14 protein-coding genes are annotated in these 17,310 nt (G+C 64.7%); 7 read left to right on the forward strand and 7 right to left on the reverse strand.

What is annotated here, in order from left to right; translation table 11 throughout:
- Positions 1-55 precede the first annotated feature (55 nt).
- The 3 genes from BLU15_RS00940 to BLU15_RS00950 form a co-directional block, all read right to left on the reverse strand.
- Positions 56-1,291 carry an extensin-like domain-containing protein gene (locus BLU15_RS00940; RefSeq protein WP_090293933.1) on the reverse strand — a complete coding sequence of 412 codons (1,236 nt, stop codon included), beginning with the start codon at positions 1,289-1,291 and terminating at the stop codon, positions 56-58.
- A 325-nt stretch (positions 1,292-1,616) separates the two neighbouring features.
- Positions 1,617-2,168 carry a Kazal-type serine protease inhibitor family protein gene (locus BLU15_RS00945; protein WP_034795236.1) on the reverse strand — a complete coding sequence of 184 codons (552 nt, stop codon included), beginning with the start codon at positions 2,166-2,168 and terminating at the stop codon, positions 1,617-1,619.
- Between the two features lie 238 nt (positions 2,169-2,406).
- Entirely contained in the window at positions 2,407-4,221 is a 1,815-nt protein-coding gene (locus BLU15_RS00950) for a methyl-accepting chemotaxis protein (RefSeq protein WP_090293935.1), read from the reverse strand.
- 273 nt (positions 4,222-4,494) lie between these two features.
- Here BLU15_RS00950 and BLU15_RS00955 point away from each other — a divergent pair, with 273 nt between their 5' ends.
- The 3 genes from BLU15_RS00955 to BLU15_RS00965 all read left to right on the forward strand — a co-directional run bounded on the left by BLU15_RS00955 (position 4,495) and on the right by BLU15_RS00965 (position 6,242).
- Positions 4,495-4,884, forward strand: a complete 390-nt coding sequence (locus BLU15_RS00955; RefSeq protein ID WP_043626011.1) for an acyl-CoA thioesterase — start codon at positions 4,495-4,497, stop codon at positions 4,882-4,884.
- A gap of 11 nt (positions 4,885-4,895) precedes the next feature.
- The gene (locus BLU15_RS00960; RefSeq protein ID WP_162731911.1) at positions 4,896-5,486 is read left to right on the forward strand and encodes a hypothetical protein; all 591 of its coding nucleotides are present in this window, start codon (positions 4,896-4,898) and stop codon (positions 5,484-5,486) included.
- A gap of 120 nt (positions 5,487-5,606) precedes the next feature.
- On the forward strand, positions 5,607-6,242 hold the full coding sequence (locus tag BLU15_RS00965) for a TerC family protein (RefSeq protein ID WP_034795244.1): 636 nt from the start codon (positions 5,607-5,609) through the stop codon (positions 6,240-6,242).
- A gap of 86 nt (positions 6,243-6,328) precedes the next feature.
- Here BLU15_RS00965 and BLU15_RS00970 read toward each other — a convergent pair whose 3' ends face one another.
- Positions 6,329-6,682 (reverse strand): DMT family protein, encoded by a 354-nt coding sequence (locus tag BLU15_RS00970; protein WP_090294423.1) that lies wholly within the window; start codon positions 6,680-6,682, stop codon positions 6,329-6,331.
- A 483-nt stretch (positions 6,683-7,165) separates the two neighbouring features.
- Between BLU15_RS00970 and BLU15_RS00975 the strand changes: the two genes are divergently transcribed.
- The gene (locus tag BLU15_RS00975) at positions 7,166-7,609 is read left to right on the forward strand and encodes a TIGR02594 family protein (RefSeq protein WP_034795245.1); all 444 of its coding nucleotides are present in this window, start codon (positions 7,166-7,168) and stop codon (positions 7,607-7,609) included.
- Positions 7,610-7,676: 67 nt separating this feature from the next.
- On the opposite strand, the gene BLU15_RS00980 is transcribed toward BLU15_RS00975, so the two are convergent.
- Entirely contained in the window at positions 7,677-8,192 is a 516-nt protein-coding gene (locus tag BLU15_RS00980; protein ID WP_090293937.1) for a GNAT family N-acetyltransferase, read from the reverse strand.
- Positions 8,193-8,265: 73 nt separating this feature from the next.
- The gene (locus tag BLU15_RS00985; protein ID WP_090293938.1) at positions 8,266-8,790 is read right to left on the reverse strand and encodes a GNAT family N-acetyltransferase; all 525 of its coding nucleotides are present in this window, start codon (positions 8,788-8,790) and stop codon (positions 8,266-8,268) included.
- A 109-nt stretch (positions 8,791-8,899) separates the two neighbouring features.
- Here BLU15_RS00985 and BLU15_RS00990 point away from each other — a divergent pair, with 109 nt between their 5' ends.
- Both BLU15_RS00990 and BLU15_RS00995 read left to right on the forward strand, forming a co-directional pair.
- A complete protein-coding gene (locus BLU15_RS00990) occupies positions 8,900-10,654 on the forward strand; it encodes an adenylate/guanylate cyclase domain-containing protein (protein ID WP_090293940.1) in 1,755 nt (584 codons plus the stop codon).
- A 6-nt stretch (positions 10,655-10,660) separates the two neighbouring features.
- Entirely contained in the window at positions 10,661-12,832 is a 2,172-nt protein-coding gene (locus BLU15_RS00995) for a CHASE2 domain-containing protein (RefSeq protein ID WP_060584971.1), read from the forward strand.
- A 168-nt stretch (positions 12,833-13,000) separates the two neighbouring features.
- On the opposite strand, the gene BLU15_RS01000 is transcribed toward BLU15_RS00995, so the two are convergent.
- Positions 13,001-14,005, reverse strand: coding sequence for a FecR domain-containing protein (locus tag BLU15_RS01000; RefSeq protein ID WP_090293942.1), 1,005 nt, complete (start codon positions 14,003-14,005; stop codon positions 13,001-13,003).
- 251 nt (positions 14,006-14,256) lie between these two features.
- On the opposite strand from BLU15_RS01000, the gene uvrB reads away from it, so the two are divergent.
- The gene (gene uvrB / locus BLU15_RS01005; protein WP_090293943.1) at positions 14,257-17,283 is read left to right on the forward strand and encodes an excinuclease ABC subunit UvrB; all 3,027 of its coding nucleotides are present in this window, start codon (positions 14,257-14,259) and stop codon (positions 17,281-17,283) included.
- Positions 17,284-17,310 lie beyond the last annotated feature (27 nt).

The raw sequence follows: 17,310 nt of genomic DNA on the forward strand, positions 1-17,310 counted from the left end.
TCCCGAGCTTCGATAGCCGGCAGCTGGAAACCACTGGTGCCAACCGGCTGAACACCTAATCGCAGTGCCGATAACCGGTCTTGCGCGTCCTCAGGTCGAAGTGGAAATGGTCCTTGTGGAAGGGGTCGCTGCCCGGGCCGAGCACGGTGTTGAAGTACTTGCAGCTGTCGGAACGCACGGCCTTCAGCAACGCCTTCTCGCGGAAGGCGAAGAAGCCCTTCTTGCGCACGTCGATTTCCTTGCCGTTCTTCAGCACGAACTTGCCGACATCGATGGCGTTGCCGCGCGCGTGTTCCGACATCGGATTGCCGCGACGCGAATTCATCGTGCGGCAGGAGTAGCCGCCAAGCGGCTTGATCGTCTTGATGCCGGACCAGTAGCGGTAGCGTGACGACGGGGCGAGTTCGTACTTCACCCACTTCGCGAAAGCCTCGGTCACCTCGCAATTGAGCTTGACCGCCGGCTTCACACCGATGCCGCCGGACAGCCCGTTGAGTTCGATCGGATAGTCGATGCCGCAGGACGGACCGTTGCTGATGCGCGGAATGTCGCGGAAGGTGACGCCGAGCTTTTTCAGGCGCTGGCGGCAAGCAATCTCGGAACCGGGCATCGCGCCGGTATATTCGGGCGTCGACATCGGATTGTTGGCGCGCGGCAGGAAGGCGACCTGCTGCGGCTCCTGCGTGCGGTGAAGGCGCTGCTGTTCCATGGCGCGGGCGCGCTGCGCCTGTTCGGCGGCCATCTTGTCCGGCGACAGCGGCGGCAGATCCGGGTCATAGCCAAGGTTCGCTTCGGCCGGCGCGGCGCTGTTTGCGCCGCCGAGCTGGCGCACATTCTCGTCACCAATACCGCCGACCACCGGCTGGCTGGCATTGCCCTCGGCAATGTCGTTGCTCTGCTCCTCCGCAAGCCCCACCACCGGCTGCTCCACGCCGAGCATCGCATCCATGTTGACGCCCTCTTGGGGAATAGCGCTCGAGCCGGCGCTTGCCGGCTGCGCGCCCGTCGCCACCGCCTCGTCGCTATCGAGCATCGGAAGCGCGCGGCGCGTCTGCTGAGGCGCCGCGTGCTGCGGATTGGTCTGGAAGGTCGAGGGCTGCGTGGCGGCCGGATAGGCGGCCACCTCCTCTGCCGGCACGGCATCGACAGGAACCGGCCCGATCGACCCGACCCGCGCCCCGCCATCGATGCGGCCGGGCGGCGAAAGCGCGTCATCGGTGGCGCAGGTGACGAGCGAAAACGAAAGAACGAGCGCCGTCAGCGGGCGATGGAGACGAGTAACATAGGCCATACCGAACTGCGCCTTCCTCCAGGCGGTCCGAAAAAGACCACCGTCATCGCCCCGCTGCCCTGCCGCCGCCACCGCGTTCAATTGGCACGCAATGGTTGCTACAGCACCTGCAATTGCTGCCTTTTGCCTGTGTCGCAAACCGGGCACAGCGGACAAAAAGCCTGATTTGCCTGGCATTTTATTCAAATACGGTAAACGAAGGCTTGCGCGCCAACCGCTGGAAATGGGGTGTCCGCGCTGCGAATGGTCCATCCATACCGACAAAAAAGAGCCCGCGTCCTCGTCGGACACGGGCTCGCATGCTAAAGGCTTGATCGCTTGGGCCCTAGCGGCACTCGCCGCGATGGACGATCTGGAAACCGGCACCACCCGCCTCGCAGGCGTTGGAGAAGGTTTCGATGCGGCTGCCACGCTGGCCGCAGACCGGGGCATATTCGCGGGTGCAGAACTGGCCCTCGGATGGACGGTCGTCCTCCCTGCGGCATTCGCCGCGGCCGATCACCTGGAAGCCCTCGGAACGCGCCTGGCAGGCGTTCGAGAAGGTCTGCGTGCGGCGGCCGCGCTGGCCACACACCGGATTGTATTCCATCGTGCAGGCCTGCGGCTCGCGATCCGGCGGGCGATAGTCCGGACGGCACTCGCCGCGGTGGATGACGTTGAAGCCGTCAGCGCGCGCCTGGCAGGAGTTCGGGAAGCTGCGCATACGATTGCCGCGCTCGCCACAAACCGGCGCATATTCCATCGTGCAGGCCTGCGGGCGCGTGGGCCTCGGCCCCGGCCGCGGCTCGTCGACGACGACGGTACAGGCGGAAAGAAACCCGAGCGCCAGCATCATGAGCGCGATCGGCCGGGTCAGAAGTAGTTTGAGAAGTGCCATGGTGTCCCCTCTGGTGCAGCGGCCGGCAACCGGAGCGACGCCCCGTCGAACACCTCCCGCTTCTCGCGTATCTATCCCCGGCGGTGCTGAGGTCAAGACAGAGAATGTCTCCGTGCACGACAACCGGTGTGACAACGGCGGCGCCTAAACGCGTATCCTTGCGACAGCATTGCGGCCGACCCCGAATGAAAAACCCGCGCGGCGTAGCGCGCGGGTCGCAATCGACAAACCTGTGGCGTCAGGCGGCGCGGCCGTAACCCGCGTGCGAGCCTGAAGGCTGCAGCCGGAACTTCGTCAGCAGCGACTTCAGCTCGCGGCTTTCGGCCGCCAGCGTCTGGCTCGCCGCCGTGGTTTCCTCCACCATCGCCGCGTTCTGCTGGGTCATCTGGTCCATGCTGTTGACGGCGACATTGACCTCCTGCAGCCCGGTCGCCTGCTCCCGCGCGGCCGTGGCGATCGACGCCACCTGCTCGTTGACCCGGTTGACCTGCGCCTCGATCTCCGAGAGCGCCTCGCCTGTGGAGCGAACCAGATCGACGCCGGCGCCGACCTCGCGCACCGAGGCGCCGATCAGTTCCTTGATCTCCTTGGCGGCTCCGGCCGAACGCTGCGCCAACTCGCGCACTTCCTGTGCGACGACGGCAAAGCCGCGGCCCGCCTCGCCGGCGCGCGCTGCCTCGACCCCGGCGTTGAGCGCCAGCAGATTCGTCTGGAAGGCGATCTCGTCGATGACGCCGATGATCTGGCCGATGCGGCCGGACGAGCTTTCGATCCGCCCCATGGCGTCGATGGCATTGCGCACGATGCCGCCGGACTTTGCGGCGCTGGTCCTGGTCCGGTCGACCATCTCACGCGCTTCGTTTGCCCGTTCGGAGGCATGGCGAACCGTCGAGGTGATTTCGTCCAGTGCCGCGGCCGTCTCTTCAAGGGCGGCTGCCTGCTGCTCCGTCCGGCGGGAGAGATTGTTTGCCGCTTCGGAAATATCGCCGGCGCTGGCGGTGACGATCTCGGTCGAATGCGAGATCGAGCCGATGACATCGCGAAGGGCTGCGACGGCGGTGTTGAAGTCGTCCCGCAGCTTGCCGTATTCCGGCGCGATATGGCCGATCTCGGCGGTGAGGTCGCCACTCGCCAGGAGTTCGAGCGCCGCACCAACGGTTTCCATCGTCTCGGCCTGCGCCTCAGCCGTCGCCCGCTGGCGCTGCTCGTTGCCGCGCCGCTCGGAACTCAGTCGCTCCTGCTGTTCTGCCTCACGCGAGCGCAACTCCAGCCGTTCGCGCACCGAGTCACGCAGGACAACGAGGACCTTGGCCATCTGGCCGATCTCGTCGCCACGGTCGGTTTCCGGCACCTCCGAAGACAGATCTTCGTCGGCGATCGCCCGCATCGAGGCCTTCAGCTTTTCGACCGGCTTGACGACGCTGCGCACGATCGCCAGTGCCGCCATCAGGATGGCAAGAGCGGCGGCGGCAAGAATGCCGGCAACCTGCCAGGCGCGGTCGCGGAACATCGCCGCCAGGTCGTCGGCATAGACGCCGGTCCCGACCACCCAGCCCCAGGGCTTGAAGCCGGCAACGTGCGAATACTTCAGCACCGGCGCGTCGGCACCGGGCTTCGGCCAGTAGTAGTCGACGAAACCCTGGCCGCTCTTTTCGACGGTCTTTACGAACTCGACGAAGAGCTGCTTGCCGTTGGGATCCTTGTTTTCGGTGAGGTCCTTGCCGTCGAGCTCCGGCTTGATCGGATGCATGATCATGGTCGGATGCATGTCGTTGACCCAGAAATAGCCGCTGCCCTGGTAGCGCATCGCCTTGATCGCTTCGAGCGCGCGCTTCTGCGCCTCCTCGCGCGGCAGCGTGCCGGCCACTTCCAGCTTGTGATAGCCGTCGAACACGGCGATCGCGTTCTCGTCCATCGCCGCAAGCATCGCCTTTCGTTCGCCGACGAGCTTTTCCTGCGCCTGGAACAGACCGAAGGTCAGCGCCGCCGCCATGGTCAAAAGCGCGAATGCCACCAGCGCGTAGAGACGCGCCGAAATCCTGAATTTCTTCATTGCCAATCCCTTGCCCCTCGGCGCTCCCCGCGCCGCCCCAAATCCTGGCGCCGCGGCATAGCCGGCAGGCACTCCCAGAGCCTGCAGGTTAGGATGAGGTCTTTGCAAAGCTCCTAACGAGGAACCCCTAAATTTGGCATTCCTCATTCACCCCCTGCGAAAGTATAACGAGCCGGCACCTCAAGGACGTTGCCGGCATTTGTGCGGCAGCGGGGTCTTCCCTCCACAAGTGCGCTCGGGTTACATCTTGTCTCCAACAGGGAGACAGGCTGCATGACCGAACAGACGAGACCGACCGGCGAACTCACCTTGCGCACGCTCGCCATGCCGGGCGATGCCAATGCGGCGGGCGACATCTTCGGCGGCTGGGTGATGGCGCAGATGGACCTGTCCTGCGGCATCCGCGCGGCAGAACGCGCCCGCGGCCGCGTCGTGACGGCGGCTGTCAAGGAAATGGCCTTCGCGCTGCCCGTCAAGATCGGCGACACGCTCTGCATCTATACGGACGTGGTCAAGGTTGGCCGCACCTCGATGACGCTCAAGGTCGAAGCCTGGGCGCAGCGTTATCTCTCGCATCTGATGGAAAAGGTGACGGACGCGATCTTCGTGATGGTCGCGCTCGACGAGAACGGCAAACCGAAGCCGGTGCCGGCGGAAGAATAGGAGCGCGGCGCATGGAGCCTGCCCATACCGACCCGGAGATCTTCTCGCATATCCGCGTCGTCATGGGCATGATCGTCAGCCTGAGCCTCGCTCGGCTCTTGAGCGGCATTGCACTCTTCGTCCAGCATCCCGGCAAGACGCGCGTCTACTGGATCCACCTCGGCTGGGTCCTGTTCATGTTCGTCTTCCTCGTGCACTTCTGGTGGTGGGAGTTCCACCTGCATTCGCTGGCGGTGATCGATGTCAGCGTCTACCTCTTCGTCGTCCTCTATTGCTGCGTCTTCTTCTTTCTCTGCGTCATGCTGTTTCCAACGACGCTCGACGACTACAGCGACTACGAACACTATTTCATGTCGCGCCGGGTCTGGTTCTTTGGTGCCCTGGCGCTTGCCTTTGCCGTCGATCTCGTCGACACCGCGTTGAAGGGAAAGGCCTATTTCGCGTCCTACGGCTTTGAGTACCCGGCGCGCAACGCCGCCTACATCCTGCTCTGCATTGCCGCCGCCTGGACCCCGAACCGCCGCTTTCACGCGGTCTTCGTCGTCGCAGCCGTCGCCTACCAGCTCGTCTGGATGTACCGGGCTTTCGATCTTCTCGATTGAGACGCGGCAGGGCCGTCGTTGAGGATTTCCGTCCAGTGGTCTTGATCCAGCGGCACGGCAGTGCTTTATCCGTTAGTCATATCTATATCTCGCATATGCAGGTCGGGGGACTGTTGCATCATGGAAATCTTTACCGCTGCCGGCCTGGCGGCGCTTCTTCAAGTCATCGTCATTGACCTCGTTCTCGCCGGCGACAACGCCGTCGTGATTGGTCTTGCCGCCGCTGGCCTGCCGACGGACCAACGCAAGAAGGTCATTCTCGTCGGCATCATCGCCGCCACGGTTCTGCGCATCGCGCTCGCCAGCGTCACGGTGCAACTGCTCGAAATCATCGGCCTGCTGCTCGCCGGCGGCATCCTGCTGCTTTGGGTCTGCTGGAAGATGTGGCGCGAAATTCGCGAACAGCAGGCAGCAAACGCTGCGGGCGAAAGCGGCCAAGGCTCCGAGGCGCCCAGGAAAACCTTCATGCAGGCGGCCATCCAGATCGTCGTCGCCGACGTCTCGATGTCGCTCGACAACGTGCTCGCTGTTGCCGGCGCTGCCCGCGAACATCCGACGATCCTGGTAATCGGCCTTGCGCTTTCGATCGCCATGATGGGCATCGCCGCCGGCTTTATCGCCCGGCTGCTCAACCGCTATCACTGGATCGCCTATATCGGTCTCGTGATCATCCTCTATGTCGCGCTCGACATGATCTATCGCGGCGCAGTCGAGGTCTGGCCGCATCTGGCCCCGGCCGTGGCGGCGGTGATGTAGTTACCGCAACGCCGACGACAAACCGCTTTTCGCTGAAAAGGCAGGGTTTACGCCCTGCCTTTTTCTTTGCGTCCGTTGGGGGTGCGTCAGCCCTTGAAGATGAAGGAAGCACCGGCCGCGATCAGCGCGAAGCCGACCAGATGGTTCCAGCCGATCGACTCCTTCAGCCAGAAGACGGAGAAGGCTGCAAAGACGATCAGCGTGATCACCTCCTGCATCGTCTTCAACTGGGCCGCCGAATAGACCTGGTGGCCGATGCGGTTTGCCGGCACCGCCAGGCAATATTCGAAGAAGGCAATGCCCCAGCTGGCGACGATCGCCATGTAAAGCGGCGACGACGTGTACTTCAGGTGCCCGTACCAGGCAAAGGTCATGAAGACGTTGGAGATCAGGAGCAGAAGAACGGGCCAGAGATAGACCGGAGAAAGGGTGAACGACATGAAGAACCTCGGCGTGCGAATCACGCTGAGACGATGCGCCGCCGCCCCGTAGGCGCGCAAGTGCCGCCGCTTCTCCGGCGTAAAGACCTGCCTTGGAAGGCACCGACCCACTATTTTTTTGATGTCTGACGCGGCGAATCGCCGTTTCGCATCAGCTATTTCGGCGATTAGCAATCCCTGCCCTAATATTTTACGGGTTTTGCCACAATTTTGCACCGGCGCATGGTGAATGAAGCTTTGCTGCCCGACGGGGCAGACAGGGGAATACCACACTTCGAAACGGCAGTTGCCGTGAAGCTGGCTCCGCGTTTTGCCGCGGTTCGCCGACGTGCCCGATGCGGCGTTTTTCAACGCCTGCACGCGCGCGTCCGCTGATATCTCCCCGCCCAACATTGGAAACCGTTGAGCAACCGGGTGCCATGCCGGCGATTGCCAGGCCGCCCCGACCGTTCGCACCAAGCAACTTGTCAAGGAGACCTGACCATGAAGGTCCTGGCGTTTCTTGCGGCTGCCTATGTCGCGCTACTGACACCTGATTTCGCCAATGCGGGCATGCTTGCCCAGGCGCAGCAATACAAGGGCCTGCACGAGGTCAAGAACAACAAGACCCTTCGTGCAGCGCTCGGCATCAACCCGGCCCGCACCCCCTGGTGCGGCCATTTCATGGGCATGGTCGCCCGCAAGGCCGGGCGCAGTCCGCCGCAGAGCTTCGGCATCGCCCGTTCCTGGCTGCGTTTTGGCGCGCCCGTGAAGCTCTCCTATGCCCGTCCCGGCGACGTCGTCGTCGTGCGCACCGGCCGCGGCTATCACGTCGGCATCCTGTCCATGCTGTCGAAATCGACGGCCCAGCTGATCGGCGGCAACCAGTCCGGCGGCGTCAGGGTATCGCAGTTCGCACGCGGCCAGGTGGTCGCCATCAGACGGTAGCGCGGCCACAACCGCGCCCGAGCGAGCTTCTTTCAGCGCCGGCTTTCCGGAATGCTGGCTTGCGCCCTCAAGCGAGCTTCAGCCGCATGGCACAGCGCCGCTCTGCCGGCAGCCCGTGCGCAGCCTCGTTGGCAAGGATTTCGGCAAGACGCGGATCGAGTTCGCCCGCATCGAGCGTCACAAAGCCGAGCTTGCGATAGAAGTGCTCGTTCCAGGCAAGATCGCGGAACGTCGTCAGCGTGACGGCGGCGCATGACGTCACGCGCGCATGCGCGATTGCCGCCAGCATCAGCGTGCGCCCAAGCCCCTGCCCCTGACGTTCCGCCTCGACGGCAAGCTGCCAGATGTGCATGGCATCGTCAGCAACCGTAGCGCAAAGAAAAGCGATCGGCCGATCGGAGGCGTCGACCATTACCACCGATAGTCCGGTGCGCAGGAATTCGCGATGAGCTTCTGCCGATTGCACGTCGTCATCGGCAATCCAGGCAAGCTCGGGGACGGTGCGGAACACCTCGCCGGAGGAGCGCTCGATGGCGGGCAGAAGAGAAAGGTCGCTTTCGCGTGTGGGTCGAATCAGCGGCATGGTGGCGCCATCCTACCGCTGCACAGCGCCGCGTCGACCCCGCTGCGTGTTCCCTGGCTGACCGCCACGCCGCTTAAAGCGACAACGCCATCAACATCTCGTCGAAATAGGCATCGTCGACCCGCAGCGCGCGCTGTTCCAGGCCGTATTCGACAAATCCCGCCTTCCGGTAGAGGCTGAGGGCAGCGGCGTTCGACGAGACGACTGTCAGCAACAGCCGCTCCACCTTGCCCCGCGCTTCGGCGATAATCCCGCCGACGAGCAAACGCGATAGCCCGGTTCCTCGTGCCTCCGGCAAGACGTACATGCCCCAGAGGGTCCCCTTGTGCTTTGCCTTTGTCGCCGTCTGGATCGCGAGGCCAGCAACACCCATGAGCTTTTCATCGCTATCGAAGGCGCCGAGGACGAAGCCGCTATCAAGCCGTTCCGCTGTGACCTCGATCGGCCGGCTGGCCTCATCCTCGTAGGATGAACCGAAGGCTTCAGGATGCTTCAGCAGGCCGTCTAGCCGAATTGCCCGATAGGCCTCGGCATCACTCCGCGGAAGCACCGGCGAGTACAATCTCGCGTAGAAGCCGCGCGGAGCATTTTTACGCATTGTGCAGCGTCTTCAGGCCCGATCAGGGCGATTTACGCTTCTCGGACTTTCTAATTTAAGTTACGCTTAATTTCCTTCTGACCAGATGCCGCAGGAGGGGCCCGCCGCCTTGGAACGGAAGCTCGCCGTGATCCTTGCTGCCGATGTCGCTGGTTACAGTCGCCTTGTCGCGACCGACGAGGAAGGCACGCTTGCGACCCTGGCCACCTACTGCGAGACGATTTCCGGCCTTGCTGCGGAGCACGGGGGCCGCGTCTTCGGCGCGGCCGGCGACAGCCTGGTCGCGGAATTCCAGAGCGCCGTGCAGGCCGTGCGGGCGGCGGTCGCCATCCAGCGAACCCTTCAGCGCCGCAATGCCGACCTACCGCCAGAAAGGCGCATGGAGTTCCGCATCGGCCTCAATCTCGGCGACGTGGTTGTCGACGGCGGCAATTTGCTCGGCGACGGGGTCAATGTCGCCGCCCGGCTCCAGCAGGTGGCGCAGCCGAACGACATCTGCATTTCCGGCGCGCTCCACGACCAGATCGAAGGCAAGCTCGAGTTTCCGATGCAGCGCCTCGGCGAGCGCGCGCTGAAGAACATACCGCGTCCGGTCCTGGTCCACCGCGTCGAGTGGCGCGAGAACCCCGCGGGCGGCGACTTGCCCGGCATGCCGCTTTCCCTGCCCGACAAGCCATCGATTGCGGTGCTGCCCTTCGTCAACATGTCCGGCGATCCCGAGCAGGATTTCTTCGCCGACGGACTGACTGAGGACATCATCACCGCACTGTCGCTTTACCGCTGGTTCTTCGTCATCGCGCGCAACTCCTCCTTCGCCTACAAGGGCCGCGCCGTCGACGTCAAACAGATCGGCCGGGATCTCGGCGTGCGCTACATCGTCGAAGGCAGCGTGCGCCGGTCCGGCTCCCGCGTGCGCGTTACCGGCCAGCTGATCGAGGCCGAGACCGGCAACCACCTCTGGGCACAGCGCTACGAGCGTGAATTCGCCGACCTCTTCGCCATTCAGGACGAAATCACCCAGCATGTGGTCGCGGCAATCGAGCCGGAGATCCTGATCGGCGAAAACCGGCGCGCGCAATTGCGGGGAACCGACAATCTCGGCGCCTATGAATGCCACATGCGCGGCACCCTGCTGCACAATGCGCAGGATTCCGCCGCGCATTTCGACGAGGCGATCGAATGGCAGCGCCGCGCCATCGCCCTCGATCCGGAATTCGGCCGCGCGCACATGATGCTCGCCCGCTCGCTCTTTGCCCGCTGCTTCTTCGGCTTCAGCAAGGACATCGACCGCGACAGCGCCGAGCTGCAGGCGGAGGCCGCGCGCGCGGTGGTGATCGACGATCACGACCCCTATTGTCACTATGTCATGTGTCTCGCCAACTTCGCGGCCCAGCGGCCGCACGCCGCGGTCGAGGAAGCGCAACAGGCGATCGACATCAACTCCAACTTCGCGCTCGCCCACATGGCGCTCGGCTGGGCGCGCATCTATATCGGCCGCTTCGCCGAGGCGCTGGACCCGCTGCACAAGGCGCTGCGGCTGAGCCCGCACGATCCGCTTACCTATCTCTTCCTCAACCGCATGGCGCTCGCCCACTACCATCTCGGCAACTACGACGAAGCCCTGCGCTGCGCCGAACGGGCGCTGCTCTTGCGCCGCACCTATTTCAACCTGGTGATGCTGATCACCTGTCTCGGCCAGCTCGACCGCATCGATGAGGCGCGCAAGCTTCTTCCGGAAGCGATCGCCAACGCACCGAACGACGTGCCGCGCTACTGGCGCTTCTTTACCGCCTATGTCGATCCTGCCGACCACGCGCATTTCAACGACGGGCTCGTCAAGGCGGGCCTGCCCATGGTTCCGTAGGCCGCCATGACACGATCGCAACTGTTCGGGGTTCTGATCGGCATGACGGTGGTGGCGTTCTTCACCATTCTGCGCGCCCAGGATCCGCAGTTGCTGCGCCAGGCGCGCGACGTCACCTTCGACGAATACCAGCGCATTGCGCCGCGCCGCTTCGAGCCCATGCCGGTCAAGATTATCGACATCGACGAGGCGTCGCTGCGCGAGCTCGGCCAATGGCCCTGGCCGCGCGATCGGCTGGCGAAGCTGACCGACCGCTTGAGCGAGATGGGTGCGGCCGCGATCGCCTTCGACGTGCTCTTTGCCGAGCCGGACAGATTGTCGCCGCGCACGGTCGTGCGCGATGTCGGCGGCGTCGATCCCTCCTTCCTTGCCGCCCTGCCGGACAATGACGAGATCTTCGCCGAGGCGATCCGCGACAAGCCCGTGGTTCTCGGCTTCGGCCTGACCAACGAGGGCAGCTACCTGCCGCCGGTCAAGGCCGGCTTTGCCCTGACCGGCGAAAGCGCCAACGAAGCGCCGCCGCGCCTGCGGGCCGCGACGCCGCTCAGGCCGCAGCTCGAGGCCAATGCCGCCGGCCTCGGCCACATCAGCCTCAATCCCGGCTCGTCCTCGGCGGTGGTGCGCACCGCCCCGCTGTTCCTGAGCGACGGCCAGCAGTTCTATCCGAGCCTGGCCATGGAGGCCCTGCGGGTGGCCCAGGGTGCTTCGACTTATGTCCTGGCGGCCGCACCAGACGTCGCCAACACGCTGACCGCCGTCAAGATCGGCGACTTCGTCGTACCGCTGATGTCGACCGGCGAGGTCTGGCTCTATGTCACACCGGACACGACGGAACGCTATATCTCGGCGCGCCGCATTCTCGCTGACGGCGAGCCTTCGCCGGATATCCGCGCCGGCATCGAAGGCAGCATCGTCTTTATCGGCACTTCGGCGGCCGGACTGCAGGATGTGCGCACCACCGCGCTCGGCCAGAACGTGCCCGGTGTTTCGATCCACGCGCAGATCGTCGAGCAGATCCTGTCGGGTCGCTATCTTTCGCGCCCGGATTGGGCGAACGGGCTCGAAATCCTCTCGATCGCGCTCGCCGGAACGCTGCTGGTGCTGCTCACCACCTTCGTCAGCCCCGTGGTCGCACTCGTCTGCGGCATGGCAGTGACGGCGCTGGCGCTCGTCGCCTCCTGGATCGCCTTCTACTATGGCGGACGGCTTTTCGATCCGCTGGCGCCGATCCTCGCGGCCTCGATCACCCATTTCGCGGCCACTGCCTACCGCTTCCTGGTGACCGATCGCGAACGCCGCGAGGTGCGGCAGGCCTTCGGCCGCTATCTCTCGCCGTCGCTGCTCTACCGCATCGAGCATACCCGCAATGCCCTCAGCCTCGGCGGCGACGATCGCGAGCTCACCGTGATGTTCGTCGACGTGCGCAGCTTCACCGAAATGAGCGAGCGCATGACGCCGACCGAGGTCGTCGCCTTTCTCAACACGCTGCTCGATGCGCTGAGCCGGCATGTGCTGGCCAACGAGGGCACGCTCGACAAGTTCATCGGCGATTCGATCATGGCCTTCTGGAATGCGCCGGTCGACGTCGCCAACCATCCGCAAAAGGCAGTGCGTGCAGCGCTTGGCATGCGCGAGACGCTAGCGCGGCTGAACGCCGACAATGCCTTCGGCTTCGGCGCCGATCAGGAAGTGCGCATCGGCATCGGCATCCATACCGGGCTTGCCTGCGTCGGCAACATGGGCGCCGAGACGCGGTTCAACTATTCCGCCGTCGGCGACACCGTGAACATCGCCGCGCGCATCGAAGCGGCCTGCAAGGACGTCAACATCGACATTCTGGTGTCCGAGGCGACCGCCCAGGCTCTGCCGGACCATGCCATGCTCGACGCCGGCTCCCTCGGGCTCAAGGGCAAGACGACGCGAACGCGGGTCTATGCCGTCGCCGGCGACGAAAACCTCGCTGCCTCGCCCGCCTTCGCGGATCTGCGCGGCCTGCACGATCGGCTGGTCGCCGCACTCGGCGCTCGGACGCAGACCAGCCGCAGCATCGTCAACGCCGCCAAGCTGAAGGCAGCGGCGCTGACGCCGGCACTCGCCGGTTTCTACGCCCGGATCGGCCGCCGCGCCGACCATTTCGCGCAGACCACCGACGAGAATACCAAGCGTCCTGCCGAATGATCTTGCCCACGGCAGCCGAAAGCCACCTCACAGAGCACATGCGGAAGCGACCGCAGCCTACTGATTCAGTGCAGTTTTCAAGAAACACAGCTCGCCAGAGGAAGGCGGCAAGGCGCACCGGCTCGGCTTTGAGATCAGGCGCGCGCCAGCAAAGCCTTCGCCGCCCCTTCAATCGTGGCTTGGGGCCTGATCCTGCGTCCCCTGATCCTGGCTCGGTTGATCGCCGCCACCGCCGTCTTGCGGCCCTGGGTCGCCGGGGTTGTTCGGCTGCGGCCCGGGATCACCCGGGTTTTGCGGCTGCGGCCCGGGATCACCCGGGTTTTGCGGCTGCGGGCCGGGATCGCCCGGGTTCTGGGGCTGCGGTCCGGGATCGCCGGGGTTCTCCGGCTGCGGGCCCGGATCCCGGGGCTTTTCTTCCGGCGGCGGCTTCTCTTCACGCGGCTTTTCTTCAACGCGAGCCGGTTGCTCTGGGATGGTACGGGTGGTGCCCTCGAACTGCGCCGCGCGCAGCCCGCAACCGCCGCCCACCCAGCCGATCGCTCCGGACAGGCGTTGACCTCCGGAGAGGAACGGCAGCGCCTGGGCATTGCCCAGGGATTTCAACGTCGTGCGGCTTACCCGTTTCGGTTCGGTGGCCCTCCGGCCAGGCTTGGCGACAACGCAATCGCAGCGCTGCGTCAGCTGCCGGCAGCCGCCTGGACCGCAGAAATCCGCCGCGCCGCTGAGCAGCACCACAGCGGTGGTGCCATCCGGGCCGACAAAGAAGTCGAAGGCGGTGCCGCGCACCCCGATGGTGCCGGCCGGCGTAACGATTTCATAGGCGGAATGGCCGGATTTGCCGCTGATCCAGCGGAACGTGCCCTTGGCGGCCATGATGGTCAGCTTCTTCACCGACTTCTTGTCGTCATAGACGAACTTGTCGATGACGACGGAAGACCCCCAGCCGACGGCAAGCTTGGTGCCGTCCTCAAAGACGAACTGCCCGAGCCCGGACTTCGATGTCGATATCCGTTCGTTCTTGTAGACAGGGTCTCTGACCGCAATCGCACCCCGCGCACCGTTGACCGCTGTCCGGATCTCCACTGCCTTGCCGACCGGTTCGGTGGCAAACAGGGACATCGGACCAAGGACCACGGCACAAAGCCCAAGTGCGGCACCACGCAAGCAGAACATGGCACCCTCCAAAGAACTATTGTTATCACGCGGCAGGCTTGGCTGTCTTCTCGCCCAATCGGGGTAACGCTGCGTCAGGCCCGCAACCGTAAGGGTTACAATGCGACAGCAATCCGACCCGTCTCGGTTGAAGCCCGCGATTCAAGGCGCAAACGGCGCCGGAATCGACTTCGGCAACCGGGGCGAAATGTTGCCCTTTTGTACTCCCTCGCCTCTTCACTTTCGGCCGGACTCTCTCCATATTCCCCGCCATGACCAAAGCTCCGAAGAATGCCCCGCCGAAGCCCTCCACCCCGTCCGGTTTCGAAGAAGCGCCGCAGGCGCCTTTGTCAGGCACGCCTCTATCCGGCAATGTTTCCGACTGGGTGAAGCAGCTTGAGGCGGACGCGGAAGCCTCGGCCTTCGAAACCCAGCGCCAGATCGCCTCCAAGGCCGGCAAGCACCGCAAGACGGTGGAGATCGCCGCCTCCAAGGCGGCGCGCAAGGCAGCGGGCGCCGATGATGAGGCGCAGCCGAAGAAGGCGGGCAAAAAGGGCAAGGTCGAGATCGTCGGCAGCAAGTCGGCGCGCGGCACCTCCATGGGCGGTTCGACCGACCCGAAGACCCGCGCCGCCGCCGGCCTCAATCCGGTGGCCGGCCTCGACGTCTCGCTGGAAGACGCCGCCAAGCTGACCTCCACCTCGGGCGTCACCGCCACCGTCGAGGCGCTTTCGGCGCTGATCGAGAGCGGCAACCCGCTGTTCAAGGACGGCAAGCTCTGGACGCCGCATCGCCCTGCCCGGCCGCCGAAATCCGAGGGCGGCGTCGAAATCCGCATGGCGTCGGACTACCAGCCGGCCGGCGACCAGCCAACGGCGATCGCCGATCTGGTCGAGGGCCTGAACTCCGGCGAGCGCAGCCAGGTGCTGCTCGGCGTCACCGGCTCGGGCAAGACCTTCACCATGGCCAAGGTGATCGAGGCGACGCAGCGCCCCGCCGTCATCCTCGCGCCGAACAAGACGCTCGCCGCCCAGCTCTATTCCGAGTTCAAGAACTTCTTCCCGGACAACGCGGTCGAGTACTTCGTCTCCTACTACGACTACTACCAGCCGGAAGCCTATGTGCCGCGCTCGGATACCTTCATCGAGAAGGAATCCTCGATCAACGAGCAGATCGACCGTATGCGCCACTCGGCCACCCGCTCGCTGCTCGAGCGCGACGACTGCATCATCGTCGCCTCGGTCTCGTGCATCTACGGTATCGGCTCGGTCGAGACCTATACCGCCATGACCTTCCAGATGAGCGTCGGCGACCGGCTCGACCAGCGCCAGCTGCTCGCCGACCTGGTGGCGCAGCAGTACAAGCGCCGCGACATGGACTTCCAGCGCGGCTCTTTTCGCGTGCGCGGGGATACCATCGAGATCTTCCCGGCCCACCTGGAAGATGCGGCATGGCGCATCTCCATGTTCGGCGACGAGATCGACGCCATCACCGAATTCGACCCCTTGACCGGCCAGAAGACCGGCGACCTGAAGTCGGTAAAAATCTACGCCAACTCGCACTATGTGACGCCGCGCCCGACGCTGAACGGCGCCATCAAGGCGATCAAGGAAGAGCTGGTGCACCGCCTCGCCGAGCTGGAAAAAGGCGGCCGCCTGCTCGAAGCCCAGCGGCTGGAGCAGCGCACCCGCTACGACATCGAGATGCTGGAGGCGACCGGCTCCTGTGCCGGCATCGAGAACTATTCGCGCTACTTGACCGGCCGCAATCCCGGCGAGCCGCCGCCGACGCTGTTCGAATACATCCCCGACAACGCGCTGCTGTTCATCGACGAGAGCCACGTCTCCGTCAGCCAGATCGGCGGCATGTATCGCGGCGACTTCCGCCGCAAGGCGACGCTGGCCGAATACGGATTCCGCCTGCCCTCCTGCATGGACAACCGTCCCTTGCGCTTCGAGGAATGGGACGCGATGCGCCCGGACACGATCGCCGTCTCGGCGACGCCCGGTTCCTGGGAACTGGAACAGTCCGGCGGCGTCTTTGCCGAACAGGTCATCCGCCCGACCGGCCTGATCGACCCGCCGGTGGAAGTGCGCTCGGCGAAAACCCAGGTCGACGACGTGCTCGGCGAAATCCGCGAGACGGCCGCCGCCGGCTACCGCACGCTCGTCACCGTGCTCACCAAGCGCATGGCCGAGGACCTCACCGAATACCTGCACGAACAGGGCATTCGCGTGCGCTACATGCACTCCGACATCGACACGCTGGAGCGCATCGAGATCATCCGCGACCTGCGTCTGGGTGCTTTCGACGTGCTCGTCGGCATCAATCTTCTGCGCGAAGGCCTCGACATCCCCGAATGCGGCTTCGTCGCCATTCTCGACGCCGACAAGGAAGGCTTCCTGCGCTCCGAGACCTCGCTGGTCCAGACCATCGGCCGCGCCGCCCGTAACGTCGACGGCAAGGTCATCCTCTATGCCGACCAGATCACCGGCTCCATGCAGCGCGCCATGGACGAAACCAGCCGCCGCCGCGAAAAGCAGATGGCTTATAACGAGGCCAACGGCATCACGCCGGAATCGGTGAAGGCAAAGATCTCCGACATCCTCGACTCGGTTTACGAGAAGGACCACGTCCGCGCCGACATATCAGGCGTCGCCGGCAAGGGTTTCGCCGACGGCGGCCACCTCGTCGGCAACAACCTGCAGGCACACCTCAACGCGCTTGAAAAACAGATGCGCGACGCCGCCGCCGATCTCGATTTCGAAAAGGCCGCGCGCCTGCGCGACGAGATCAAACGCCTCAAGGCCGCCGAACTCGCCGCGATGGACGACCCGATGGCGCGGGAAGAGGCACGGTCGCAGGAGGGTGGACGCGGCACCCAGGGCGGCAAGCGCTCCGGCAAGGGCGAGCCCAGCGCAATCTCCCCCCCTGTGGGGGAGATGTCCGGCAGAACAGAGGGGGGTAAGCCCTCCTCATCCGAAACCTACTTCCAGAAACCCTCCCTCGACGACATGGGTCCGGGCACCGACACGGAAACCCCACTGTTCCGCAAACCCGACCTCGACGAAATGGGCCGCGACGTCGCCACTCCCGCCGGTGCGGACAAATCGCTGTTCCGCCGGAACACCCTCGACGAAATGACCGTCGGCCGCACCGAGAAGCCGGTCATCGGCCATGTGCCGGAAAAACCGATCCTGACGCGGGCGAAACCGGGTGTCGGGTCGTATGAGGACTCGGCAGACCAAAAGCGGCAGAAGGGTCGGACGAAGGGGAAGACCGGGCGCCCGGGGCGGTAGAGAACGGAACATTAAGGGCCAACATCG

Origin of the sequence: Ensifer sp. YR511, from assembly GCF_900103045.1 — a bacterium.
GTDB lineage: Bacteria > Pseudomonadota > Alphaproteobacteria > Rhizobiales > Rhizobiaceae > Ensifer > Ensifer adhaerens.